We start from the raw sequence: 25,198 nt of genomic DNA on the forward strand, positions 1-25,198 counted from the left end.
TCCGGGGGACAGCGATGGGACGCAGCGGGGGAGCGCGCGGTTCCCGAAAACGCGCCGACTCAGTCGCCGTACTCCGACATCGCCTCCAGCATCCGGGCCGAACCCGGAGGAACCGTCACGCCGTGGATGAGTGAGGGCGAGACCGGAAGGGAAACGATCTGGTCGGGCACCGCCCAGTGAGGAGCCATCCGGGCACAGTCGCCGCGCAGCGAGGCGAGGTCGTCCTCCAGGTCGGCCGGAGCGGGGGCGTGGAGCTCGAGGTTCGTCATGTCGGAACCGTATGCACGCGACGGCCTGCGAAGAAAGATCTACTATCGGGTAGTTTTGGCGGCTTCGGAGCACCCCGCGGACCCGGTAGCGTGAACTGTCAATCCGTCTCCCCACAGGAGAGTCCACGCCGTGCGCATCGCAGTCACCGGCTCCATCGCCACCGACCACCTCATGACCTTCCCCGGCCGCTTCGCCGACCAGTTCGTCGCGGACCAACTGCACACGGTCTCGCTCTCCTTCCTGGTCGACAATCTCGACGTACGCCGGGGCGGAGTCGGCGCGAACATCGCCTTCGGCATGGGTCAGCTCGGCACCGAGCCGATCCTCGTCGGCGCCGCGGGCTTCGACTTCGACGAGTACCGCTCCTGGCTGGACCGGCACGGCGTCGACACCGGCTCGGTCCGCATCTCCGAGACGCTGCACACCGCGCGCTTCGTCTGCACCACCGACGCCGACCACAACCAGATCGGCTCCTTCTACACGGGCGCGATGAGCGAGGCCCGCCTCATCGAGCTGAAGACGGTCGCGGACCGCGTCGGCGGCCTCGACCTGGTCCTGATCGGCGCCGACGACCCGGAGGGCATGCTCCGCCACACGGAGGAGTGCCGCTCCCGCTCGATCCCCTTCGCCGCCGACTTCTCCCAGCAGATCGCCCGCATGGGGGGCGACGAGATCAGGATCCTGCTGGACGGCGCGACGTACCTCTTCTCGAACGAGTACGAGAAGGGCCTCATCGAGTCCAAGACCGGCTGGAGCGACAAGGAGATCCTGTCGAAGGTCGGCCACCGCGTCACCACGCTCGGCGCACAGGGCGTCCGCATCGAGCGGTCCGGCGAGGAGCCGATCGTCGTCGGCTGCGCCGAGGAGGAGCGCAAGGCCGACCCCACGGGTGTCGGCGACGCCTTCCGTGCGGGGTTCCTCTCCGGGCTTGCCTGGGGTGTCTCCCTGGAGCGCGCGGCGCAGGTCGGTTGCATGCTGGCGACTCTGGTCATCGAGACCGTCGGCACTCAGGAGTACCAGCTGCGGCGCGGCCACTTCATGGAGCGGTTCACCAAGGCGTACGGCGATGAGGCTGCGGCGGAGGTCCAGGGGCATCTGGGCTGAGATGCCGTGTGAGGGTGCGTGGGGGCTGGTCGCGCACACGCGGCGGTAGCCGCATATCGACACAGCCCCGCGCCCCCTGGGTGGGTCACCTCAACCGGCGGATCAGGTATGCCGTTCCCTTTTCCGCCGGCTCCTCGCCCATGTATTCCTGCTCCCGCATCTCGCACCACGCCGGGATGTCCAGGCGCGCCGCTTCGTCGTCGGACAGGACCCGGACCGTGCCGCCCACCGGGACGTCTCCGATGACCTTCGCCAGCTCGATGACGGGGATCGGGCAGCGCTTGCCAAGGGCGTCCACGACCAGCTCGTCTTCCCGCACGACGGCCGTCGGCGTCGGCGCCCCCAACTTCTCCCGCACGCCGGCCACGGCCCCCGGCAGCACGTCCAGGAAGCGCTCGACCTCCTCCTCGGTCGCCCCGAACGGCAGGGACACCCGCACGTTCCCCTCGCTCAGCACGCCCATCGCCCTGAGCACATGGCTGGGCGTCAGCGTGCTGCTGGTGCAGGAGGACCCGGACGAGACGGAGAAGCCGGCCCTGTCCAGCTCGTGCAGCAGTGTCTCCCCGTCGACATAGAGACAGGAGAAGGTGACGATCCCCGGCAGCCGGCGCTCCGGATCCCCCACCACCTCCACATCCGGCACCAGCTGCGGCACCCGCCCACGGATCCGCTCCGTCAGTTCCCGCAGTCGTACCGCCTCTTGCGCCGCCTCGGCCCGCACCGCCCGCAGCGAGGCCGCCGCCGCGACGATGGCGGGCAGGTTCTCGAACCCGGCCGCCCGCCCGGACTCCCGCTCGTCCACGGGCCCTTGGGGAGCGAACCGCACCCCCTTACGCACGATGAGCAGCCCGACCCCGGAGGGCCCACCCCACTTATGGGCACTGGCGGCCAACAGGGACCAGTCCCCCTCGACCGGCCCCCATCCGAGCGACTGGGCGGCATCCACCAGCAACGGCACCCCGGCCGCCCGGCACACCTCGGCGACGGCCGCCACCGGCTGCTCGGTTCCCACCTCGTGATTGGCGGACTGCAGGCACGCCAGCGCGGTGTCCGCCCGCAGGGCATCCGAGTACGCCCGCGCGCTCACCGCGCCCGCACGATCCACGGGCACCTCGGTCACCGCCCCGCCGTCCGCCGTGTGTACTTCGGCCGAATGGAGCACCGAGGAGTGTTCGACGGATGACACGATCAGGTGACGCCCGACGCGCCTCCGCCCCGCCAACGCCCCCGCGATCCCGGCGTGCACGGCCCGGGTCCCGGACGAGGTGAAGCTGAGTTCGTCCGGCCGGCACCCCACGGCCTCGGCAGTCGCCTCCCGCGCGGCATCCAGCAACATCCGGGCCCGGCGCCCCTCCCTGTACAAACGTGCGGGATCCGCCCACCCCTCGTCGAGCGAAGCCAACAGGGCCTGCCGGGCAACGGGATGAAGGGGAGCGGAGGAAGCGGCATCGAAGTAGGACACACAGCAACGTTAAAGCGCGCGGCCACTGCGACCCTCAGGGGCGCGGGGCTGCGACATGTGCGGATCCGCCGCGTGGGTGCGACCAGCCCCCACACACCCGCACTCGCAAACACACCCGAACCTCCCACCCCCTAGGCGCTTTCGAGTGACCCCCCGCGCGTATGCCACCCTCCCCGCGAACCCCCGGATGGCGTCGGCTAGGGTTTGGTCCGCATAAACATCCAAACCCCTGCCCGACGCAGGGCGGCGACCGACCCGCGAGAAGGCAGGCCGCAGCCAACCGCGCGGGCGAGACTCTCGGGAAGGCGCTACGTGAGTCCCAACGGCTCCGACCGCTCGCCGCGGCGCCCGATGCGGCGGAAGCTGCTGCAGGCAATGACCGCGGGCCTGGTCCTGGCGACCGCCACCGGCTGCACATACAAGGACTTCCCCCGCCTTGGTATGCCCACCCCGACCACGGAAGAGGCTCCGCGGATCCTCTCCCTGTGGCAGGGCTCCTGGGCTGCCGCGCTGGCCACCGGCGTGCTGGTGTGGGGCCTGATTCTGTGGAGCACGATCTTCCACCGGCGTAGCCGCACCAAGGTCGAGGTCCCCACGCAGACCCGGTACAACATGCCGATCGAGGCGCTGTACACGGTCGTTCCGCTCATCATCGTCTCGGTCTTCTTCTACTTCACGGCCCGTGACGAGTCGAAGATCCTCAGCCTCAAGAAGGAGCCGGACGTCACCATCAACGTCGTCGGCTTCCAGTGGAGCTGGGGCTTCAACTACATCGAGCCCGTCGACGGTTCCACCGGTGACGCGACGACCGACAAGAACCTGGCCGCGATTCCGGACCGGTTCAAGGAGGACTTCCCGGCGAACGCCGGCGGCGTCTACGACGTCGGCACGCCCGCCACCAAGAACCCGCAGACCGGAAACCCCGGCCCGACCCTCTGGCTCCCCAAGGGCAAGACGGTCCGCTTCGTCCTCACCTCGCGTGACGTCATCCACTCCTTCTGGGTGGTGCCGTTCCTGATGAAGCAGGACGTCATTCCGGGTCACACCAACGCCTTCGAGGTGACTCCCAACAAGGAGGGCACCTTCCTGGGCAAGTGCGCCGAGCTGTGCGGCGTCGACCACTCCCGGATGCTGTTCAACGTGAAGGTCGTCTCCCCCGAGCGCTACGAGCAGCACCTCAAGGACCTCGCCAAGAAGGGGCAGACCGGTTACGTTCCCGCCGGCATCGCGCAGACGAGCCACGAGAAGAACCGGGAGACGAACAACCTGTGAGCATCCTCAACGAACCCCAGGGTGCCGCCGCAGCTGAGGACTCGTACGAGAACGAGCTGCCGGTCAGGCGCAAGCAGCCCGGCAACGTCGTGATCAAGTGGCTCACCACCACCGACCACAAGACCATCGGTACCTTGTACCTGGTCACGTCGTTCGCGTTCTTCTGCATCGGTGGCGTGATGGCGCTGTTCATGCGCGCCGAGCTGGCCCGTCCGGGCCTGCAGATCATGTCGAACGAGCAGTTCAACCAGGCGTTCACGATGCACGGCACGATCATGCTGCTGATGTTCGCGACGCCGCTGTTCGCCGGTTTCACGAACTGGATCATGCCGCTGCAGATCGGCGCGCCCGACGTGGCGTTCCCGCGGCTGAACATGTTCGCCTACTGGCTCTACCTGTTCGGCTCGACGATCGCGGTGGGCGGCTTCCTCACCCCGCAGGGTGCGGCCGACTTCGGCTGGTTCGCCTACTCCCCGCTGTCGGACGCGGTCCGCTCGCCGGGCATCGGCGCCGACCTGTGGATCATGGGTCTGGCCTTCTCCGGCTTCGGCACGATCCTCGGTGCGGTCAACTTCATCACCACCATCATCTGCATGCGTGCGCCGGGCATGACCATGTTCCGCATGCCGGTGTTCACCTGGAACGTGCTGCTGACCGGTGTGCTGGTCCTGCTCGCCTTCCCGGTCCTCGCGGCCGCGCTGTTCGCCCTGGAGGCGGACCGCAAGTTCGGTGCGCACATCTTCGACCCAGCCAACGGCGGCGCATTGCTGTGGCAACACCTCTTCTGGTTCTTCGGACATCCAGAGGTGTACATCATCGCGCTGCCGTTCTTCGGCATCATCTCCGAAGTCATCCCGGTCTTCAGCCGGCGTCCGATCTTCGGTTACATGAACCTGATCGCGGCGACCATCGCGATCGCGGGTCTGTCCGTGACGGTGTGGGCGCACCACATGTACGTCACCGGCGGTGTGCTGCTGCCGTTCTTCTCCTTCATGACCTTCCTGATCGCGGTCCCGACCGGTGTGAAGATCTTCAACTGGGTCGCGACCATGTGGAAGGGCTCGCTCAGCTTCGAGACCCCGATGCTGTGGGCCACGGGCTTCCTGATCACCTTCACCTTCGGTGGTCTGACCGGCGTCATCCTGGCCTCGCCGCCGCTGGACTTCCACGTCTCCGACTCGTACTTCGTGGTGGCGCACTTCCACTACGTCGTCTTCGGCACCGTGGTGTTCGCGATGTTCTCCGGCTTCCACTTCTGGTGGCCGAAGTTCACCGGCAAGATGCTCGACGAGCGGCTCGGCAAGATCACGTTCTGGACGCTGTTCTTCGGCTTCCACGGCACGTTCCTCGTCCAGCACTGGCTGGGCGCGGAGGGCATGCCGCGTCGTTACGCGGACTACCTCGCGGCCGACGGCTTCACCGCCCTGAACACGATCTCGACGATCAGCTCCTTCGTCCTCGGTCTGTCGATCCTGCCGTTCTTCTACAACGTGTGGAAGACCGCCAAGTACGGCAAGAAGGTCGAGGTCGACGACCCGTGGGGCTACGGCCGCTCCCTCGAGTGGGCGACGTCCTGCCCGCCGCCGCGGCACAACTTCATCACCCTGCCGCGGATCCGCAGCGAATCCCCGGCGTTCGACCTGCACCACCCTGAGCTCGCCGCCCTCGACCAGCTCGAGAACGCGCCTCACGGTGAGAAGGCCCTCTCCGGCGGCAAGGAGGCCGGCAAGTGAAGATCCAGGGCAAGATGTTCATGTGGCTGAGCGTCTTCGTCCTCGCCATGGCGATCGTCTATGGCGTGTGGTCGAAGGAGCCGGCCGGTACCACGGCCCTCTTCCTGGCCTTCGGCCTGTGCATCATGATCGGCTTCTACCTGGGCTTCACCGCCCGGCGGGTCGACGCGGGTGCCCAGGACAACAAGGAGGCGGACGTCGCGGACGACGCCGGCGAGGTCGGGTTCTTCAGCCCGCACAGCTGGCAGCCGCTCGCCCTCGGGCTCGGTGGCGCCCTCGCCTTCCTGGGGGTCGCGATCGGCTGGTGGCTGCTGTACTTCTCGGCGCCGCTGCTGCTGATCGGTCTGTGGGGCTGGGTCTTCGAGTACTACCGCGGTGAGAACCGCACCCAGTAGCACGAACTGAGCACCAGAGAGCCCGGACACTCCGTCAGGAGGGTCCGGGCTCCTGCTTTTGCCGCAATACCGTTCCCTCGTCCGAGTTACCCGGCGCGCCGTCCTTGACGAAGCTCCTTAGCGTGAGGCTATGAGCCACTCTCCGCGCACCCGCACTGTCGTCAGCTGCACCCTGCTGGTGATCGCCCTCGGGGCGGGCGCCACCGCCTGTGGGTCCGACGGCAACCCCCTGTCTGCCGCCCCGTACGACGCGGCGGACCAGATCTCCTTCAACGGCCCCACGGGCGACGGGAAGAAGGCCGACCCGGACAAGCCCCTGGAGGTCACCGCCGAGGGCGACGACGGGCGTATCACGGACGTCACGGCCGCGGATGCCACGGGACGGTACGTGGCGGGCGAGCTCTCCGCCGACGGCGGTCGCTGGCACAGCACCTCACCGCTGGCCGCCAACGCCCGCTACACGGTGCGCGTGAGCACGGAGGACGAGGACGGGGCGCCCGGCCGCCGGGTCCTCACCTTCGACACCAGCAAGCCCACCACCAAGAAGCGCCTGACCGTCAAGTTCGGGCCGAAGGCGGGCAAGTACGGCGTCGGGCAGCCCGTCACCGCCGAGCTGAGCAAGGCCGTCAAGGACAAGGCGCAGCGGGCCGTCGTCGAGCGCGCCCTCAGGGTGGACTCCACGCCTGCCGTGGACGGCACCTGGCACTGGGTGGACGACAAGGAACTCCACTACCGCCCCAAGGAGTACTGGCCCGCCCACGCCACCATCCAGGTCCGCAGCAACCTGGAGGGCGTCAAGATCAGCGACCGGCTGTGGGGCGGAAAGGCCAAGCCGCTCACGCTGACCACCGGCGACCGCATCATCGCGGTGACGGACGCCTCGTCACACTCGATGACCGTCTACAGGAACGGCAAGTCGATCAACGAGATTCCGGTCACCACCGGAAAGTCCGGCTTCGAGACCCGCAACGGCGTCAAGGTCGTACTGGGCAAGGAGTACTTCGTACGTATGCGCGGCACCAGCATCGGCATCGCCGAGGGCAGCGCGGAGTCGTACGACCTGCCGGTCTACTACGCCACCCGCCTCACCTGGAGCGGCGAGTACGTCCACGCCGCTCCCTGGTCCACCGGCTCCCAGGGCTACGAGAACGTCAGCCATGGCTGCACCGGCATGAGCACCGGCAACGCCGAGTGGTTCTTCGACACCATCCACGAGGGTGACGTCGTCAAGGTCGTCAACTCCTACGGCGACACCATGGAGAACTTCGGCAACGGCTTCGGCGACTGGAACCTCGGCTGGAAGAAGTGGCGCAAGGGCAGCGCCCTGGTGGGCGGCAGCCCGGAGGGTCCCAGCCTGGCGGAGAGGGCAAGGCTGAGGCCGGAGAGCGTCTGAGAGACACCTCGACGGCAACGGGCCCCGTAGGGGCGTGGGGAACTGCGCGACAAACCCCACGGCCCGCAGCCGCCAAAGAGACCGGTGGACCCGAGCTCTCAGGCGCTCAGAGCCCTCTTCTGCCGCAACAGAGAGGCCAACGCCCCCGCGAACTCCACGGGATCCACAGGCAGCGTCACTGCCGCCTCCGCACGGCTCCACGTGGCCAGCCACGCATCCTGCGGTCGCCCGATGAGCAAGAGCACCGGCGGGCAGTTGAAGATCTCGTCCTTGATCTGCCGGCACAGCCCCATGCCCCCCATGGGCACGGCCTCACCGTCCAGGACGACGACGTCGATGCCGCCCTTGTCCAGCTCCCGCACAACCGCCGCAGACGTCGCACACTCGAGGAACTCGACCACGGGCACATCGGGAGCCGGCCGCCGGCCGGTGGCGAGCCGCACCTGCTCGCGGGTGTTGGAGTCGTCGCTGTAGACCAGCACCGTGGCGGTCGGCTGCATTCTTCCTCCGTGACGTCAGCGTCGTACGGCCAAAGACGGGCGGAGCCCGATGGCGCGGATGCTACTCCCTTGAACACCCCGTCAACACCTGTTGGAACATGCCTGCGATGGGCCATACGGGCAGTACACACGCTGCGGACACTCCGAACGGCACCCCCCGGAGTGAGCGCGAGATAAGCGACCGACATAATGTCGGTCGTGGCGACAGCAACGACAGTAGAAACCGGGCACGCGCACCCGTCGGTCAACCGGCCGAACCTCACCAGCGTCGGAACCATCATCTGGCTGAGTTCCGAGCTGATGTTCTTCGCGGCCCTCTTCGCGATGTACTTCACCCTGCGATCGGTGACAGGTCCCGACCACTGGAAGGAAATGGCCTCGAGCCTGAACTTCCCGTTCTCGGCGACGAACACCACGATCCTGGTGCTCTCCTCCCTCACCTGCCAGCTCGGCGTGTTCGCCGCCGAGCGCGGTGACGTGAAGAAGCTCCGGGGGTGGTTCATCATCACCTTCATCATGGGCGCGGTCTTCATCGGCGGTCAGATCTTCGAGTACACGGAGCTGGTGAAGAAGGACGGGCTCTCGCTCTCCTCCGACCCGTACGGCTCGGTGTTCTACCTGACCACCGGCTTCCACGGCATGCACGTGACGGGCGGCCTCATCGCCTTCCTGTTCGTCCTCGGCCGTACCTACGCGGCCAAGAGGTTCACGCATGAGCAGGCGACCGCGGCCATCGTCGTGTCCTACTACTGGCACTTCGTCGATGTCGTCTGGATCGGCCTCTTCGCCACGATCTACATGATCAAGTAGCCGGGCCCGCTCCCGACATTTCCAGCATCGACGCAGAAGATCCTGACACCGGGGTAATCCGTGAAAAAGCTCTCCGCACGACGACGCCACCCGCTGGCGGCGCTCGTCGTCCTACTCCTCGCGCTGGCATGCACAGGGGGGCTGTACGCCGCGTTCGCACCCGCGGGCAAGGCGCAGGCCGATGAAACCGCCCAGTCCCTTGCCATCGACGAGGGCAAGAAGCTCTACGCCGTAGGCTGCGCCAGCTGCCACGGCACCGGCGGTCAGGGCACCTCCGACGGTCCGAGCCTCGTGGGCGTGGGCGCTGCGGCGGTCGACTTCCAGGTCGGCACCGGCCGTATGCCGGCCCAGCAGCCGGGCGCGCAGGTCCCGAAGAAGAAGGTCATCTACACGCAGGCCGAGATCGACCAGCTGGCCGCGTACATCTCCTCGCTGGGCGCCGGTCCGACCGTCCCGACCGAGGCGGACTACGGCCCCGACGGCGCCGACATCGCCAAGGGCGGCGAGCTGTTCCGCACCAACTGCGCGCAGTGCCACAACTTCACCGGCAAGGGCGGCGCCCTGACGCACGGGAAGTTCGCACCCGACCTCGAGGGTGTCGACCCGAAGCACCTCTACGAGGCCATGCAGACCGGCCCGCAGAACATGCCGTCGTTCCCCGACACCACGCTGTCGGTGCAGAACAAGAAGGACATCATCGCGTACCTGAACGCGGTCAACGGTGACGACACCGAGAGCCCCGGCGGTCTTGAGCTGGGCGGTCTCGGCCCGGTCTCCGAGGGCCTGTTCGCCTGGATCTTCGGACTCGGCGCGCTGATCGCGGTCGCCGTCTGGGTCGCCGCTCGGACCGCAAAGGCCAAGAAGTCATGAGTAGCCAAGACATTCCAGAAGAGAACCTGCCCGCAGAGCAGGACGCGCACGGCGCGGTAGGCGTCGCGGACGAGAAGGACCCGTTCGCCGACCCCGGACTGCCGCCTCACGAGCACCGGGTGCAGGACATCGACGAGCGGGCCGCCAGGCGGTCCGAGCGCACGGTGGCCATGCTGTTCACGGTGTCGATGCTGGCCACCGTCGGCTTCATCGCCTCGTATGTGGCGGTGCCGCACGACAAGGCGATCTACGTCTTCCCGATCGGCCGCATCAACGCGCTCAACTTCGCGCTGGGTCTGACCCTCGGCGTGGCGCTCTTCGCGATCGGCGCGGGGGCGGTCCACTGGGCCCGCACCCTGATGTCCGACGAGGAGATCGCCGACGAGCGCCACCCGATCGAGGCGTCCCCCGAGGTCCGTGCGAAGGTCCACGCGGACTTCAAGCAGGGTGCCAAGGAGTCGGCGCTCGGCCGCCGCAAGCTGATCCGCAACACGATGTTCGGCGCGCTGGCCCTGTTCCCGCTCTCCGGCGTCATGCTGCTGCGTGACCTCGGCCCGCTGCCCGGCACCAAGCTCCGCCACACCCTGTGGTCCAAGGGCAAGCTGCTCGTCAACATGAACACCAACGAGCCGCTGCGTGCCTCCGACGTCGCGGTCGGCTCGCTGACCTTCGCCAAGCCCGAGGGCCTGGAGGAGCACGACGAGGAGTTCCAGACCGAGATCGCCAAGGCCGCCCTGATGATCGTCCGGATCCAGCCGGACAACATCAAGGACAAGCGCGAGCTCGAGTGGTCGCACGAGGGCATCGTCGCGTACTCGAAGATCTGCACCCACGTCGGTTGCCCGATCTCCCTGTACGAGCAGCAGACGCACCACGTGCTCTGCCCCTGCCACCAGTCCACCTTCGACCTCTCCGACGGTGCCCGGGTGATCTTCGGCCCCGCCGGTCACGCCCTGCCGCAGCTGCGCATCGGCGTGAACGACGAGGGCTATCTCGAGGCGCTCGGCGACTTCGAAGAGCCCGTCGGTCCTGCCTTCTGGGAGCGCGGATGAGCACTACGAACACTCCGGACTCGCGCTCCTCGCGCGAGAAGGCACCGGCCGGCGAGCGCGTCGCCGACTGGGCCGACGGCCGGCTCGGGATCTACTCCCTGGCCAAGGCCAACATGCGCAAGATCTTCCCCGACCACTGGTCGTTCATGCTGGGTGAGATCTGCCTGTACAGCTTCATCATCATCATCCTCACGGGTGTGTATCTGACGCTGTTCTTCCACCCGTCGATGAACGAGGTGGAGTACCACGGCAGCTACGTCCCGCTGCAGGGACAGCTGATGTCCGAGGCGTTCAACTCGACCATGCACATCTCCTTCGATGTGCGCGGTGGTCTGCTGATCCGGCAGATCCACCACTGGGCGGCGCTGATCTTCCTCGCCGGCATGTTCGTGCACATGATGCGCGTGTTCTTCACGGGTGCGTTCCGCAAGCCGCGTGAGGTCAACTGGCTGTTCGGCTTCCTGCTGTTCGTCCTGGGCATGTTCACCGGCTTCACCGGTTACTCGCTCCCGGACGACCTGCTCTCCGGCACCGGTGTCCGCTTCATGGAGGGCGCGGTCCTGTCCGTGCCGATCGTCGGCACGTACCTGTCGTTCTTCCTGTTCGGCGGAGAGTTCCCGGGCGGCGACTTCGTGGCCCGCTTCTACTCGATCCACGTACTGCTGCTGCCGGGCATCATGCTCGGCCTGGTGGTGGGCCACCTGATCCTGGTCTTCTACCACAAGCACACGCAGTTCGCGGGCCCCGGCAAGACGAACAACAACGTCGTCGGCATGCCGCTGCTGCCGGTCTACATGGCCAAGGCCGGAGGCTTCTTCTTCCTGGTCTTCGGTGTCATCGCGGTCGTCTCGGCGATCGCCTCGATCAACCCGATCTGGGCCATGGGCCCCTACCGGCCGGACCAGGTGTCCACGGGCGCCCAGCCCGACTGGTACATGGGCTTCTCCGAAGGCCTGATCCGTGTGATGCCGGGCTGGGAGATCAACTTCTGGGGTCACACGCTCGTCCTGGGCGTGTTCATCCCGCTGATCATCTTCCCGCTGGTCCTGGTCGCGATCGCGGTCTACCCGTTCATCGAGTCCTGGGTCACCGGCGACAAGCGCGAGCACCACATCCTGGACCGCCCGCGCAACGCGCCGACGCGTACGGCCTTCGGTGTCGCGTGGATCACCTGGTACATGGTGCTGCTGATCGGTGGTGGAAACGACCTCTGGGCCACCCACTTCCACCTGTCGATCAACACCATCACCTGGTTCGTCCGGGTCGCGTTCTTCGTCGCCCCGGTCCTCGCGTTCATCGCCACCAAGCGGATCTGCCTCGGCCTCCAGCGCCGGGACAAGGACAAGGTGCTGCACGGCCGCGAGTCCGGCATCATCAAGCGCCTGCCGCACGGTGAGTTCATCGAGGTCCACGAGCCGCTCAGCCAGGAGCAGCTGCACACGCTCACCTCGCACGAGCAGTACGAGCCGGCCGCGATCGGCGCGACGGTCGACGAGAACGGCGTCGAGCGCAAGGTGAAGGGCTCCGAGAAGCTGCGCGCCAAGCTCAGCGAGTCGTACTACGGCGAGGAGAGCCAGATCGCCAAGCCGACCATCGAGGAGTACAAGGAGATCACGAGCGGCCACGGCCACCACTGATCACCGCGTCGCCACACCACGGTAGAAGGGCCCCGTCCGTAGACCGGACGGGGCCCTTCTCCGTGCCTCCCGGCTGGATAGGGTGGGGCTCACACTTTGTTCTACGACGATCAGGAGCGGCTGATGAGCGCTGTGACCCCCGCTGGAGGCGACACCGCGGCGGGCCGTTCCTGGCCCGACATCCTGAGCGCCCTGCTCGGCGGCCGTGACCTGAGCGCCGGTGACACGGCGTGGGCCATGGACCGCATCATGAGCGGCGAGGCCGCGGACGCCCAGATCGCGGGCTTCCTCGTGGCGCTGCGGGCCAAGGGCGAGACGGTCGAGGAGATCACCGGCCTCGTGGAGACGATGTACGCCCACGCGAAGCCGCTGGACATCCCTGGGCCGGCCGTCGACATCGTCGGTACGGGCGGCGACCGGGCCAAGACGGTCAACATCTCGACGATGTCCGCCATCGTGATCGCGGGGACCGGGGCGAAGGTCGTCAAGCACGGCAACCGGGCGTCGTCCTCGGCGAGCGGGTCGTCCGACGTGCTGGAGAAGCTCGGCATCAACCTGGACCTCCCGACCGAGCAGGTGGCGCGGGTGGTGGACGAGGCCGGGATCACCTTCTGCTTCGCGGCCAAGTTCCACCCGTCGATGCGGTTCGTCGGCGCGGTCCGGCGGGACCTGGGGATTCCGACCTCGTTCAACCTCCTCGGCCCGCTGACCAACCCCGCCCGGGTCACCGCCTCGGCGGTCGGCTGCTTCGACACGCGGATGTCGGGGCTCATCGCCGGCGTACTGGCCGAGCGCGGCTCGTCCGCGCTGGTGTTCCGCGGCGACGACGGCCTCGACGAGCTGACCACCACGGCCACCTCCCGGGTCTGGATCGTCCGCGACGGCAAGGTCACCGAGGAGGCCTTCGACCCACGGGACGTGGGCCTCCAGCTGGTTCCGGTCGAGGCCCTGCGGGGCGCCGACCCCGAATACAACGCGGGCGTCGCCCGCCGTCTGCTGGACGGCGAGACGGGCCCGGTGCGGGACGCCGTACTCCTGAACTCGGCGGCCGCGCTGGTGGCCCTGGAGCCGGGGGACGGACCGCTGGCGGACCGGATCCGGGCCGGCATGGCGAAGGCCGCGGAGTCGATCGACTCGGGGGCGGCGAAGCGGACGCTGGAGCGCTGGGTGGCGGCCAGCAACGCGTAGTACGTCGTGGACGGTTGTCCCGCGATCCGGACACGGGTTGCGGGACGACGATCACTTCACGTACGTTCCTGTATCAGGTCATGAGTGACAGTCATGAGGCCCCGGCCGACTGTCCGGCAACCCTCCGTCCGTGGCGGGGTGCCCCGGGTGAGGACCAGGCCGTAGGCAGTGAGGTCTACGGCAAGCGCGGACCCCTCATGCTTCTCGAACAGGCGTAGCCCAGGGGTCCTGGTCGTCGAGGAGTCTCTCGTGAGCAAGCGAATGCGATAGGGCCGCAGAGCCCCACTTCCGCACACCCCTTTCTCTTTTCCCGCATGCCTCTGATCTCGCATGCCTCTCACGGGAGTTCGCCATGTCTGTCTCCACCGCTGCCCTCGCCCAGACCCTTTGTGCCCCGCTGCCCGTTCTGGGCCGAGATGTCACCGTCCCGCTCGTCACGGGCGGCGAAGTCACCTACGCCGCGCTCGACTACGCGGCCAGCGCCCCGGCGCTCCAGCGGGTGTGGGACGACGTGGCGGCGTACGCGCCCTACTACGGCAGCGTGCACCGCGGCGCCGGCTACCTCTCCCAGCTGTCGACCGACCTCTTCGAGAACGCTCGCAGGACGGTCGCGGAGTTCCTGGACTGCCGGGCCGACGACCAGCTGATCTTCACCCGGTCCACGACGGACTCGCTCAACCTCCTGGCTCAGGCCCTCCCCGCCGACTGCCAGGTCTTCGTCTTCGAGACCGAGCACCACGCCTCGCTGCTGCCGTGGAAGGACGCCCGGGTCACCTACCTCAACGCCCCGCGCACCCCGCGTCAGGCCGTCGAGACCCTGGAGCGGGCCCTCGCCGACCGCGACCCGTACGGCCCGGCGCTGGTCTGCGTCACCGGCGCCTCGAACGTCACCGGCGAGCTGTGGCCCGTACGGGAGTTGGCCGCCGCCGCTCACGCCCACGGTGCCCGGATCGTCCTGGACGCCGCCCAGCTGGCCCCCCACCACCCGGTGTCCGTGCAGGACCTCGATGTCGACTGGATCGCCTTCTCCGGGCACAAGCTGTACGCCCCCTTCGGCTCCGGCGTCCTGGCCGGGCGTGCCGACTGGCTCCAGGCCGCCGACCCGTACCTCGCGGGCGGCGGCGCCAGCCGCAAGGTCACGCGGCGCGAGGACGGCGGAGTGGACGTGGAGTGGCACGAGAGCGCCGCCCGCCACGAGGCCGGGTCGCCCAATGTCATCGGCGTCTACTCCATCGCCTCCGCCTGCAAGGCCCTGACCGAGGCCGGGTTCGACACGCTGGTCGCCCGCGAGCAGTGCCTGATCTCCAAGGTCCGCGAGGGTCTCGCCGAGGTCCCCGAGGTCCGGATCCTCTCCCTCTTCGGCGACGACGCCCCCCGCGTCGGCGTCATCTCCTTCGTCGTCGAGGGCTGGAACAGCTCCCACTTCGCCGCCGCGCTCTCCGCCGAGTACGGCATCGGGGTGCGCGACGGCCTCTTCTGCGCCCACCCGCTCGTCCGCACCCTGCTGGGCAGCGACCCGCAGACCCAGGGTGAGTGCGGTGCCCCCGAGGCCGCGCCCGGCGAGAAGTCCCTGAACGCGATCCGGGTCAGCTTCGGCGCGGGGACGCCGGACGAGCACGTCGAGCGGTTCGTCAGTGCCGTGAAGGAACTGGTCCACGACGGCGCGAAGTGGACGTACCGGACCGAGGACGGCCGTTGCGTCCCGGCCGTCTGAGGGTCTGACGTCTGTCGCGCGTATACGCTCGCTCTCGGCAGCCGTACGGGGAGCAGGGGGAACACGGGGTGCAGGAGCTGCGCGAGACGGATCCTCGGACCATCGGTCCCTACGAGGTCCTGGGCAGACTCGGGTCCGGCGGCATGGGCGAGGTGTATCTCGCCGAGGCGCGGGGCGGGCCCCGGCTGGCCGTGAAGGTGGTGCGGGCCGAGCACGCGGAGGACCGCACCTTCCGGGCACGGTTCCGGCACGAGGTGCGGGCCGCGCAGACCGTCGGCGGCGCGGGCACCTACACCGCGCGGGTCGTGGACGCGGACACCGAGGCCGGGCGGCCGTGGATGGCCACCGAGTTCGTGGCCGGGCCGAACCTGCGGGACGCGGTGCTCGACGGCGGGCCCATGACGTCAGGCGCGTTACGGCTGCTCGCGGCCGCGCTCGCCGAGGCGCTCGCCGCGATCCACGCCAAGGGGCTGGTGCACCGGGACCTCAAGCCCTCCAACATCCTGCTGGCGGCGGACGGCCCCCGGGTCATCGACTTCGGGATCGTACGGGCCCTGGAAGGAACGGCGCTGACCCGGACCGGCGTGGTCGTCGGGTCGGTCGGCTATGTCTCGCCCGAGCAGATCCGCAACGGTGCCCACGTGGGGCCGGCCAGTGACGTCTTCTCGCTGGGCGCGGTCCTCGCGTACGCGGCCGGCGGAAAGGAACCGTTCGGCGAGGGGCAGGATTCGGTCGTTCTGCTGCGGATCCTGACCGGGGACGTCGATCTGTCCGCCGTGCCGAAGGAGCATCTGCCGCTGGTGGAGTCGTGCCTGCGGGACGATCCCGGCGCCCGGCCGACGCCCGCGGACGTGGTCGCGGCCGCGGGGCACACCGTGCCCTCGCTGCGCGAAGGTCTGCGCGCGGGGTGGTACGCCCCCGGTGCCCCGGAAGGGCCCGAGTCCGCAGGCGGCGGTGAACGCTGGATGCCGGACCACGATTCGGGGGAGGGGCAGAGCGGGGTCGAGTACGTGGCGCCCATGACGGTCACCGACGTACCCGCGGTCACGCATGTCCCGCAGGCCCCCGCCCCGCCCTCCCGGCGACGGCTGCTGCGGGCCCTGGCGGGCGGTGCGGGCGTCGTGGCGGCCGGGGGTGTCGGCGGGTGGCTGTGGTTGCGGGACTCGTCGGAGGACCCGTCGACGCGAGAGGGACCGGCGGCGGGCGGGCAGGCCTCCACGGGCTCCCCGTCGGGCACGCCCGGTGTCGGCTGGCAGTACAAGGTCCAGGGGCTCGGCGGACGGCGCGGCCCCTGCGCCGCGCTCTCGCCCGACGGCACCCGGGTGTACGTCGGCGGCACGGACGGCTCGCTGCACGCCCTGGACCTGAACGGGCAGACCGTCTGGCGGACCGCGCTGGGTGCCGAGGCCATGTCCCCGCTCGCCACCGCCCACGGCGTGTACTGCCTGCTCGAGGACGACCAGGAGGGCGGCTCCAAGCTGTGCGCGCTCGGCCGGGGCGGCAAGGTCCGCTGGACCAGGACGTTCGCCGCGAACAGCCAGTTCCCGGTGGCCGCGGGCGAACTGATCCTGGTGTCCTACGGCGACGGCTCGGACGCGGGCGGCGTGCGGGCGTACGCCTCCGACGGCAGTGTGCGCTGGTCCACGCCGACCGGGGCGGCGCCCACCGGCGAGCCCACGGTGGCGGACGGCGTGGTGTACGTCGGCACCTTCGGGGACCAGGTGCAGGCGCTGGACGCCAAGAGCGGGAGGCGGCTCTGGGCGACGCCGGCCGGTCTCGACACCGGGCGGCCCGCGCTGGTCGGCGACACGCTGATGGTCGGATCGGGCGGCGAGGAGATGCTGCACGGCATCAGCCGTACGGGCAAGGCCCTGTGGGACTCGAACAACGAGCAGGTGTACGGCAGCCGCTACTTCACGTGCGTGCCCTTCGGCGGCCTGGGCGTCGCCGCGACCGACTACGAACTCGTCGCCCTGGACCCCGCCGACGGATCGACGGTGTGGACCTTCCAGTTCACCGACGAGGGGAGCCAGTACAGCGATCCGACGGTCTCGGGCGACACCGTCTACGTACGCCGGGGCTCGACGCTCTACGGCCTCAACCGGAAGGGCAAGCAGACCTGGCAGAAGCGGGTCGAGGGCGGGGCGTCCATCGGGACCCAGAGGCCGGTCGTCCGGGGCGGCCGCGTCTACGTCGCGACCGCCGACGGGATCACCGTCCTCGGGCTGAAGCCCTAGCTGTCGAGCCCGATCGCGAACGCGGCCTCCATGTCGTGCTGGGAGTACGTGCGGAAGGCGACGTGCGTGTCCGTCGCCTCGACGCCCGGGATCTTGCTGATGCTGCCGGGGATGACCTCGGCGAGGTCCTCGTGCTGCTTCACCCGGACCATGGCGATCAGGTCGTACGTCCCGGTGACGGAGAAGACCTCGGTGACGGATTCCAGCGCGGCGATCCGTTCCGCGATCTCGGGGATCCGGTCCACGCTGGTCTTGATGAGGACGATCGCGGTGATCACGGCTGTTTCTCTCCCTCGGGGGCCGGAGCTTGGGCGGCCTTCACTCTAGTCGCCCGCCCGTCTCCCACCACCGCCCTTCCAAGGCCGCCCTTCGGGCCCTTCCTGTCTCCGAAACGGACCCAGGCGAAGGCGAGGCCCAGCCCGAAGCCCACCAGGTGGGCCAGGTATGCCACCCCGGGCCCTTGGCCGGCCCGGCCGGCAGCCAGCCACTGCAGGGCCGCCCAGAAGGGGAGGACCACCCAGGCCGGGAAGCGCAGGGGGAGGAAGAAGAGGAAGGGGAGGAGACTGGTGACGCGGGCTCCGGGGAACAGGTACAGGAACGCGCCGAGGACCGCGGAGATCGCCCCGGAGGCGCCGACCAGGGACTGCTCGGAGTCAGCGTTGGCGGCCGCGTAGCCCAGCAGGGCGAGGTAGCCGCAGCCGACGTAGAAGAGGATGAACTGGACACGGCCCATCCGTTCCTCGGTCATCACGCCGAAGACATAGAGGAAGAGCATGTTGCCCAGCAGGTGCACCCAGCTCCCGTGGATGAACAGAGCCGTGGCCGGGGTGAGGGCGGCCCGGGGGGAGCCCTCGAAGAGCTCCGCGGGGACCACGCCCCAGCGGTGGAAGTAGGCCCGCTGGGCGGCGAGCAGCGCGTCGCCGGAGCCGTACGCCGGATTGAAGCCCGCGGCCGGGCCGATCACGAAGATCAGGCAGCACAGCGCGATCAGTCCGTATGTCACCGGCGCCGGCCCCCGCAGGGCCCTGCTCGCCCTGCGGACCGACACGCTCCAGTTGCTGATCATGGATACAGAGCATGACGTAACCGGACGCAACGGAACAGAGCGCCTCGCCGCCGCGGACGGCCGAGCGGCGAGTACCCGCCAGGCCGTAGGGTAACGAGCCACACGCACCGGGGAGGCGCCCGGCGCGTCGCGGACAATAGAAGGCCTAGAAGGAAAGAGCTCAGTCACGATGACGGTTCCCCTGCCGACCGCTGCGACGCGGTGGCGCTGCACCCTCTGCGGCAACCTCACGCGCTTCGACGTGACCCGCTCGTCGAAGGTCGTCGAGTACGTCCACCTCGACCTGGCCGGTGAGCCGAAGGTCGAGGAGCGCGAGGTGGTCAGTGAGACCATCGAGTCGGTGCGGTGCCGCTGGTGCAACGCCGTGGACCAGGTGGAACTCGTGGACAGGCCGGGCGCCGGCTCCTGAGGGGAGCGGCCCCCGTACAGGTAATGGGGTGTGACGGATGGTGGAGACCGCAGGCGGGGGGCCGGGCGACGGCGCCGCCGAGGTGCTCGACCGTCCGCTGCCCGACGGCGTGCGCCGCAGGGTCGTACAGATCGTCTCGGACGGCTTCGGCGGGCTGACCGTCGGCGAGCTGCCCGCACAGCTCAGACAGTACGCCCGTTTCGCGCCGAACAGGCGGGCCAAGTTCGCGGGAAATGCGATGGCGGCCGCCCTGGAGACCGATCCGCTGTTCCGGCAGCGCATCGCGGAGAAGTTCAGAGAGGCGCAGCCGGAGCTGTCCGGTGCTCTCGACTCGGCTTCGCCGCCCCCGGCCGCGGACCCGCTGGACGTGGCGGCCGCGGCCTATGTGCTGCGGCCCACCGGCTGGGTGAAGCTCGTGACCGCGGCCGGCGAGGAGGCCCAGCGGGCGGACGCCGAGCGGGCCGACGAGGAGAGCCGCGTCGAGCTGGAGCGGCTGCGCGAGGAGCTCACCCAGACCCGTGAGCAGACCCGGACCGACACCGAGCGGATGCGCACCGAGCTGGACGCGGCGAAGAAGGAAGCCGAATCGCTTCACCGCAAGCTCCGCGCGGCCACCAGCGACGTCAAGCGTGGCGAGGCCGCGCTGCGCAAGCTGCAGGCCGAGATGGAGACCGTACGCGCTGAGGGACATACGCACGTGTCCGCCGCCGAGAGCGAGAGCCGGCGGCTCAAGGCGCGCCTCGGGGAGGCGGAGGCCGCCCTGGAGGCCACGCGCAAGGCGGCACGTGAGGGGCGCAGCGTCGAGGACATGCGCGTCCGGCTGCTCCTGGACACCGTGCTGGACGCGGCCCAAGGGCTGCGCAGAGAGCTGGCGTTGCCGCCGGTCTCCGTACGGCCGGCCGAGACCGTCGATGCGGTCGAACCGGGACGAATGACCCCGAAGGACATCGCCGCGCGGGCGTTGTCCGAAAACGACCCCGCGATTCTCGACCAGCTCCTCGCCCTGCCGCAGGCCCATCTGGTCGTCGACGGCTACAACGTCACCAAGACCGGCTATCCCCAGATGCCCCTGGAGAAGCAGCGGTTGAGGCTCCTCGGTCAGCTCTCGCAGCTCGCCGCGCAGACCGGCGCCGAGGTGACCTGTGTCTTCGACGGGGCCGAGCTGGCCGCGCCGGTGCTGCTCGCGCCGCCGCGCGGGGTGCGGGTGCTGTTCTCCAAGCCGGGGGTCACGGCCGACGAGTTGATCCGTCAGCTGGTGCGCGCCGAGCCGCCCGGCCGTCCGGTCATCGTCGCCTCGACCGACCGGGAGGTCGCCGACGGGGTGGCCCGGGCGGGGGCGCGTCCGGTCGCTTCTGCGGTGCTTCTCAAGCGGCTGTCCTGAAAAGGTCAACGTAGAGGTTTAATGCCCGAATTGACGGAACCGTCACGCAACGTAGCGTCAAGCGGGCGTCACTGCAGGTGAGTTGAGTGTAAAAAATGCAGGGTGTGACGAGATTTATCTCGTGAGGATTTGAACTGATCACAGGAAGGTCACTAGGGTCTGGCTTCGAACCTCCGAGCGGGTGATCACTCAAAAGAAGGAGTTCACCTCCGTGGCGTCCCATCGTCGACCCAAGCAGCCGAGCCGTACGCGCGTGACCGTGCTCACGACCGCAGCCGCTGCTGCCGTGGCCTTCAGCGCCAACGCTGCCAACGCCGCACCGTCCGAGAAGCCGAGCAAGGACGAGGTCAAGGCCAAGGTCGACAAGCTCTACGAGGAGGCCGAGCAGGCCACCGAGAAGCTCAACGGGGCCGAGGAGAAGCAGGAGAAGCTCCAGAAGGAGATCTCCACCATCCAGGACAACGTGGCCCGGGGTCAGGCGGACCTCAACGAGCTGCGCGACTCCATAGGCCTGGCGGCCGCCGCCCAGTACCGCACGGGCAGCATCGACTCCTCCCTCCAGCTCTTCCTGTCGTCGAACCCGGACGACTACCTGGACAAGGCGTCCACCGCGGACCAGCTGAGCTCCCAGCAGGTCGAGGCGCTGAAGAAGATCCAGGACAAGCAGCGCGAGCTCGCCCAGGACCGCTCCGAGGCCTCCGAGAAGCTCGAGGACCTCGCGAGCACCCGCACCGAACTGGCCAAGCAGAAGAAGGCCGTCCAGGCCAAGCTCGCCTCGGCGCAGAAGCTCCTCAACTCGCTGACGGCCGCCGAGAAGGCCGCCCTCGCCGCCGCGGACGCCCGCGCCAGCCGTTCGGCCTCCGAGCGCGTGGACCTCGGTGACGCGACCGCCGCCTCCAGCCGGGCCGCCGCCGCTTTCTCGGCCGCCCAGAGCCAGCTCGGCAAGCCGTACGTCTACGGCGCCACCGGCACCGCCTCCTACGACTGCTCGGGCCTGACCTCCTGGTCCTACGCCCAGGCCGGCGTCTCCATCCCGCGCACCTCGCAGGCCCAGGCCAGTGCCGGTACGCGCATCTACTCCCAGTCCGACCTCAAGGTCGGCGACCTGGTGATCTTCTACAGCGACCAGCACCACGTCGGCCTCTACGCCGGCAACGGCCAGGTGCTGCACGCCCCGCGCACCGGCACGGTCGTCCGCTACGAGTCGATCAACAACATGCCGTTCCAGTTCGGCGTCCGGATCTGATTCGGGCGTCGATCGGCGTCGCGAGCCCCCAAGATCGCGACGCCGCACCGCCCGAACGGGCGAATCACGACAACGTGAACTGACCCCACGCCCCGCCCATGACCTGCGTCTAGGGCGGGGCGTCACGTTGTGTGTCCACGGAGGTCTTTGGTGAGCCCCCTGTCACGGGGCTACTGTCTGCCGCGTTTCCCCAACCCGGTGTTGGGGGAGCAGTCCTGTCCGCCAGCGGAAGGAGCGCGGCTTCCCGTGGGGTCTCATCGCCGCCTTGTACCGTCCGGGTTCGACCGGGGCGCCAGTGCCGCGCTCTGCGTCATCTCAGCCGCAGCCGCGGCTCTCGGCGCCGTTCCGGCGTCCGCCGCGCCGCACGACGACACCCGGGTCGAGGTGGACCGCCTCTACGAGGAGGCCGAGAAGGCCACCGAGGCCTTCAACAAGGCCGACGAGCGGGCCGATGCGCTGCGCGAGGAGATCGGCACCGCGCAGGACCGGATCGCCCGGCAGCAGGAGCACATCAACTCCATGCGGGAGACGCTCGGTTCGCTGGCCGGCGCCCAGTACCGCTCCGGCGGCCTCGACCCGTCCCTCGCGCTGCTGTTCTCCGACGACCCGGACGACTACCTCGACAAGGCTGCCGTCCTCGACCGGATCAGCGTCCACCAGGCCGACGAGCTCAAGGACCTCCAGGCGGCCATGCGCGAACTCGCCCAGGAGCGCACCGAGGCGGCCCGGAAGCTCGGCGAGCTGGAGAAGAGCCGCAAGGCGGTCGCCTCCCACAAGAAGAGCGTCGAGAAGAAGCTCGCCAAGGCCCGGCAGCTGCTCAACTCCCTGCCGTCCGACGAGCGAGCCGCCTACGACCGGGCCTCCCGCTCCGGCCGGGAGGAGATGCCCGACCTCGGGAACGCCGCCGCGCCCTCGGGCCGCGCGGCCGCCGCCGTGGCCGCGGCCGGCTCCGCGGTCGGCAAGCCCTACGTCTGGGGCGCCAACGGGCCCAACGGCTTCGACTGTTCGGGCCTCATGCAGTGGTCCTACGCCCAGGCCGGCGTCTCCCTCCCTCGCACCTCGCAGGCCCAGCGCTACGCCGGCCAACAGGTCCCGCTCTCCCAGGCCCAGCCCGGCGACCTGGTCACCTACCGCTCCGACGCCAGCCACGTCGGCATGTACGTGGGCAACGGCCAGGTGATCCACGCCCCCTACCCCGGGGCCCCCGTGCGCTACGACCCGGTGGGCATGATGCCGGGCGCGACGGTCACGAGGGTCTGACGGAGCGCCCGCGCACCCCACGAAGGTCCGGCTCGGCGCCCGTACCCTCCGACGGGCGCCCGACCGTGCGCTCGCGCCCGACACCAGGATCCGACCGTGCGCTCGCGCCCCGCGAGGGACTGACCGGGCGGCCGTGCCCACCACAGGGTCTGACCGTGGGCTCGCGCCCCGCGAGGGATCGACCGGGCGGCCGTGCCCACCACAGGGTCTGACCGTGCGTTCGCGCCCCGCGAGGGATCGACCGGGCGGCCGTGCCCACCACAGGGTCTGACCGTGCGTTCGCACCCCGCGAGGGACTGACCGGGCGGCCGTGCCCACCACAGGGTCTGACCGTGGGCTCGCGCCCCACGAGGGATCGACCGGGCGGCCGTGCCCACCACAGGGTCTGACCGCGCGACCGCACCACCCGTACGATCGGGAACGTGGCTGGTCGTGGGCGGGGCTCGGTGAGCGGAGTTGTGGCGCTCTGTCTGCTGCTCGTCTCCCTGGTCGCGTGCGGCGGGAAGCCGGCCGCCGACAGCGCGAAGGCCGATGTGCAGCAGGTCCTCGACCGGCGGGCGGCCGCGGTCCTCGACCGCGACAAGGCGGCCGTCGGGAAGACGGGTGAGTCGGGCTGGTTCGACGAGCTCAGCGCCGTACCGCTCGCCGCCTGGTCCTACCGCGTCACCGGCTTGCACCGCAGCGGCGACATGGCCACCGCGGACGCCGAACTGCGCTACCAGATCCAGGGATACGACCAGGCCCCCGTCACCGTCGCCCGCACCCTGAGCCTGTCCCTGGACGCGGGCGGGCAGTGGTACGTGACGGACGAGAAGCCCGCCAAGAAGGCCCCGGAGCAGCTGTGGGACCAGGGCGAGGTGCTCGTCGTACGCGGGAAGCACAGCATGGTCCTCGGGGTCGGGCAGCCCGGCGAGGCGCTGCACCGTTTCGCGGACCTCGCGGACAGCGCGGTGCCGGCCGTGTCGGACGTGTGGGGCACCGAGTGGCCCGGGCACGTCGTGGTGCTCGTGCCGAAGTCGCTGGAGGGGATGGCCGGTCTGCTCGGCTCGCCCGCCTCCTCGTACCGCGGGATCGCGGCGGTCACCACCGGCGAGACGGGCGCGCCCGCGCAGGCGCCCGCGGACCGGATCATCGTCAACCCCGACGCGTACGGCCTCCTCGGCACCCTCGGCAAGCAGGTCGTGTTCACCCACGAGACCACCCATGTCGCCACCCGCTCCGACACCTCCGCCGCGACGCCCCTGTGGCTCTCCGAGGGGTTCGCCGACTGGGTCGGCTACCGCGGCACCGGGCGCACCCCGGAGGAGGCCGCGCCGGAGCTCTGGGAGGCGATCACCGAGAGCAGGGTGCCGGCGGCCCTGCCGACCGACGAGGACTTCGGCTTCGGCGGCAGCGCGACCGGCCTCGCGCTGGCCTACGAGGGCGGCTGGATGGCCTGCCGGATGATCGCGGACCGCTGGGGCGAGGAGCGGCTGGTCGAGTTCTACCGGGCCGTGGGCGCGCACAAGAAGCGGCCCGGAGCGGTCGAGGAGGCCCTGGAGAAGGTGCTCGACACCAACCTGGAGGACTTCACCGCGCAGTGGCAGGACTATCTGCGGGTTCAGCTCGACTGATCGAGCTCGGCGATGGCCTCCTTGAGCCACGCGCGTTCCGCCTGCCCGGTCGCCCGCGCCACCCGCAGCATGCCCTGCCGGAACAGGTCGTCCGCCTGCTCCGCGCGCACCGGTTTCCCGGCGTCGTAGAAGAAGCTCGTGGGCGTCTGAAGGAACTCCAGCCGTCGGCGCAGCACCGCGGCCTGCTCCCGGCGGTCCGGCAGGTGTCGTAGGAACGCGAGGACGGTGTTGAAGCGCACCTGGTCCGTGATCTCCGGCTGCTTCGGGTGGCGCAGCCGTGCCAGGAGGTCCTCGCGGCCCTGGTCGGTGAGGGACAGCGTCCGGCGCGGGGCCGCGCTCGTGCCCGGCTCGGTGTGCTGGTCGAGCTTGCCGGCGGTGACCAGGCGGGTGATCGCCGGGTACAGGGCGCCGTCGCTGACCGGTCGGACGTGGCCGCTGAGGGCCTTGATCCGTTCCTTCAACTCGTAGCCGTGCAGCGGCTCTTCGGCCAGGAAGCCCAGGATCGACAGCTCCAGCATGCGGATCGGTTCCTCCTTGCAGGGGTGGTGCCGGCCATGCTACCTCTTATCGAGCTATCTCGTTTAGA

At 69.5% G+C, this 25,198-nt stretch carries 23 protein-coding genes and 1 riboswitch; of the genes, 17 read left to right on the forward strand and 6 right to left on the reverse strand.

What is annotated here, in order from left to right:
- Positions 1-59: 59 nt before the first annotated feature.
- A complete protein-coding gene (locus IG08_RS0105235; protein ID WP_030596813.1) occupies positions 60-269 on the reverse strand; it encodes a hypothetical protein in 210 nt (69 codons plus the stop codon).
- Positions 270-399: 130 nt separating this feature from the next.
- Here IG08_RS0105235 and IG08_RS0105240 point away from each other — a divergent pair, with 130 nt between their 5' ends.
- Positions 400-1,374 carry a carbohydrate kinase family protein gene (locus IG08_RS0105240; protein WP_030596815.1) on the forward strand — a complete coding sequence of 325 codons (975 nt, stop codon included), beginning with the start codon at positions 400-402 and terminating at the stop codon, positions 1,372-1,374.
- Between the two features lie 85 nt (positions 1,375-1,459).
- Here IG08_RS0105240 and IG08_RS0105245 read toward each other — a convergent pair whose 3' ends face one another.
- Complete coding sequence (locus IG08_RS0105245; protein ID WP_030596817.1) at positions 1,460-2,836, reverse strand: cysteine desulfurase/sulfurtransferase TusA family protein; 1,377 nt, start codon at positions 2,834-2,836, stop codon at positions 1,460-1,462.
- 312 nt (positions 2,837-3,148) lie between these two features.
- Between IG08_RS0105245 and ctaC the strand changes: the two genes are divergently transcribed.
- From ctaC to IG08_RS0105265, 4 genes are all read left to right on the forward strand, one after another.
- Positions 3,149-4,108: an aa3-type cytochrome oxidase subunit II gene (ctaC, locus tag IG08_RS0105250; RefSeq protein ID WP_030596818.1), complete on the forward strand. Its 960-nt coding sequence runs from the start codon at positions 3,149-3,151 to the stop codon at positions 4,106-4,108.
- Positions 4,105-5,841, forward strand: coding sequence for an aa3-type cytochrome oxidase subunit I (gene ctaD, locus IG08_RS0105255; protein ID WP_030596820.1), 1,737 nt, complete (start codon positions 4,105-4,107; stop codon positions 5,839-5,841). The genes ctaC and ctaD overlap by 4 nt, the downstream gene beginning before the upstream one ends.
- The gene (locus IG08_RS0105260; RefSeq protein ID WP_030596822.1) at positions 5,838-6,236 is read left to right on the forward strand and encodes a cytochrome c oxidase subunit 4; all 399 of its coding nucleotides are present in this window, start codon (positions 5,838-5,840) and stop codon (positions 6,234-6,236) included. The genes ctaD and IG08_RS0105260 overlap by 4 nt, the downstream gene beginning before the upstream one ends.
- 130 nt (positions 6,237-6,366) lie before the next feature.
- Complete coding sequence (locus IG08_RS0105265) at positions 6,367-7,629, forward strand: L,D-transpeptidase (RefSeq protein WP_030596824.1); 1,263 nt, start codon at positions 6,367-6,369, stop codon at positions 7,627-7,629.
- A gap of 98 nt (positions 7,630-7,727) precedes the next feature.
- Here IG08_RS0105265 and IG08_RS0105270 read toward each other — a convergent pair whose 3' ends face one another.
- A complete protein-coding gene (locus IG08_RS0105270) occupies positions 7,728-8,129 on the reverse strand; it encodes a response regulator (protein WP_030596826.1) in 402 nt (133 codons plus the stop codon).
- 189 nt (positions 8,130-8,318) lie between these two features.
- Here IG08_RS0105270 and ctaE point away from each other — a divergent pair, with 189 nt between their 5' ends.
- The 7 genes from ctaE (at position 8,319) to IG08_RS0105305 (ending at position 17,637) form a co-directional block, all read left to right on the forward strand.
- Complete coding sequence (gene ctaE, locus IG08_RS0105275; RefSeq protein WP_030596827.1) at positions 8,319-8,939, forward strand: aa3-type cytochrome oxidase subunit III; 621 nt, start codon at positions 8,319-8,321, stop codon at positions 8,937-8,939.
- A 60-nt stretch (positions 8,940-8,999) separates the two neighbouring features.
- Positions 9,000-9,809, forward strand: coding sequence for a cytochrome bc1 complex diheme cytochrome c subunit (gene qcrC, locus IG08_RS0105280; RefSeq protein WP_030596828.1), 810 nt, complete (start codon positions 9,000-9,002; stop codon positions 9,807-9,809).
- Complete coding sequence (gene qcrA, locus IG08_RS0105285; RefSeq protein ID WP_030596829.1) at positions 9,806-10,861, forward strand: cytochrome bc1 complex Rieske iron-sulfur subunit; 1,056 nt, start codon at positions 9,806-9,808, stop codon at positions 10,859-10,861. Before qcrC ends, qcrA begins: the two co-directional genes overlap by 4 nt.
- The gene (gene qcrB / locus IG08_RS0105290; RefSeq protein ID WP_030596830.1) at positions 10,858-12,498 is read left to right on the forward strand and encodes a cytochrome bc1 complex cytochrome b subunit; all 1,641 of its coding nucleotides are present in this window, start codon (positions 10,858-10,860) and stop codon (positions 12,496-12,498) included. Before qcrA ends, qcrB begins: the two co-directional genes overlap by 4 nt.
- A gap of 123 nt (positions 12,499-12,621) precedes the next feature.
- Positions 12,622-13,686 (forward strand): anthranilate phosphoribosyltransferase, encoded by a 1,065-nt coding sequence (gene trpD / locus IG08_RS0105295; protein ID WP_030596831.1) that lies wholly within the window; start codon positions 12,622-12,624, stop codon positions 13,684-13,686.
- 76 nt (positions 13,687-13,762) lie between these two features.
- Positions 13,763-13,879, forward strand: a riboswitch (SAM riboswitch).
- A 159-nt stretch (positions 13,880-14,038) separates the two neighbouring features.
- Positions 14,039-15,400 (forward strand): aminotransferase class V-fold PLP-dependent enzyme, encoded by a 1,362-nt coding sequence (locus tag IG08_RS0105300; RefSeq protein WP_030596832.1) that lies wholly within the window; start codon positions 14,039-14,041, stop codon positions 15,398-15,400.
- A 68-nt stretch (positions 15,401-15,468) separates the two neighbouring features.
- Positions 15,469-17,637, forward strand: a complete 2,169-nt coding sequence (locus tag IG08_RS0105305) for a protein kinase domain-containing protein (RefSeq protein WP_030596833.1) — start codon at positions 15,469-15,471, stop codon at positions 17,635-17,637.
- On the opposite strand, the gene IG08_RS0105310 is transcribed toward IG08_RS0105305, so the two are convergent.
- Both IG08_RS0105310 and IG08_RS0105315 read right to left on the reverse strand, forming a co-directional pair.
- Entirely contained in the window at positions 17,634-17,915 is a 282-nt protein-coding gene (locus IG08_RS0105310) for an Lrp/AsnC family transcriptional regulator (RefSeq protein WP_030596835.1), read from the reverse strand. The two genes, IG08_RS0105305 and IG08_RS0105310, sit on opposite strands and share 4 nt — an antisense overlap.
- Positions 17,912-18,703: a rhomboid family intramembrane serine protease gene (locus IG08_RS0105315; RefSeq protein ID WP_030596836.1), complete on the reverse strand. Its 792-nt coding sequence runs from the start codon at positions 18,701-18,703 to the stop codon at positions 17,912-17,914. Before IG08_RS0105315 ends, IG08_RS0105310 begins: the two co-directional genes overlap by 4 nt.
- A gap of 169 nt (positions 18,704-18,872) precedes the next feature.
- Here IG08_RS0105315 and IG08_RS0105320 point away from each other — a divergent pair, with 169 nt between their 5' ends.
- From IG08_RS0105320 to IG08_RS0105340, 5 genes are all read left to right on the forward strand, one after another.
- Entirely contained in the window at positions 18,873-19,112 is a 240-nt protein-coding gene (locus IG08_RS0105320; protein WP_020129990.1) for a hypothetical protein, read from the forward strand.
- 37 nt (positions 19,113-19,149) lie between these two features.
- A complete protein-coding gene (locus tag IG08_RS0105325) occupies positions 19,150-20,493 on the forward strand; it encodes an NYN domain-containing protein (RefSeq protein WP_030596840.1) in 1,344 nt (447 codons plus the stop codon).
- Between the two features lie 211 nt (positions 20,494-20,704).
- Complete coding sequence (locus tag IG08_RS0105330; protein WP_030596841.1) at positions 20,705-21,739, forward strand: C40 family peptidase; 1,035 nt, start codon at positions 20,705-20,707, stop codon at positions 21,737-21,739.
- Between the two features lie 246 nt (positions 21,740-21,985).
- On the forward strand, positions 21,986-22,999 hold the full coding sequence (locus IG08_RS0105335) for a C40 family peptidase (RefSeq protein ID WP_030596842.1): 1,014 nt from the start codon (positions 21,986-21,988) through the stop codon (positions 22,997-22,999).
- Between the two features lie 422 nt (positions 23,000-23,421).
- A complete protein-coding gene (locus tag IG08_RS0105340; RefSeq protein WP_030596844.1) occupies positions 23,422-24,612 on the forward strand; it encodes a hypothetical protein in 1,191 nt (396 codons plus the stop codon).
- Here IG08_RS0105340 and IG08_RS0105345 read toward each other — a convergent pair.
- A complete protein-coding gene (locus IG08_RS0105345; RefSeq protein ID WP_030596846.1) occupies positions 24,600-25,130 on the reverse strand; it encodes a PadR family transcriptional regulator in 531 nt (176 codons plus the stop codon). The two genes, IG08_RS0105340 and IG08_RS0105345, sit on opposite strands and share 13 nt — an antisense overlap.
- Positions 25,131-25,198 lie beyond the last annotated feature (68 nt).

Origin of the sequence: Streptomyces fulvoviolaceus (assembly GCF_000718165.1) — a bacterium.
GTDB classification, from domain to species: Bacteria; Actinomycetota; Actinomycetes; order Streptomycetales; family Streptomycetaceae; genus Streptomyces; species Streptomyces fulvoviolaceus.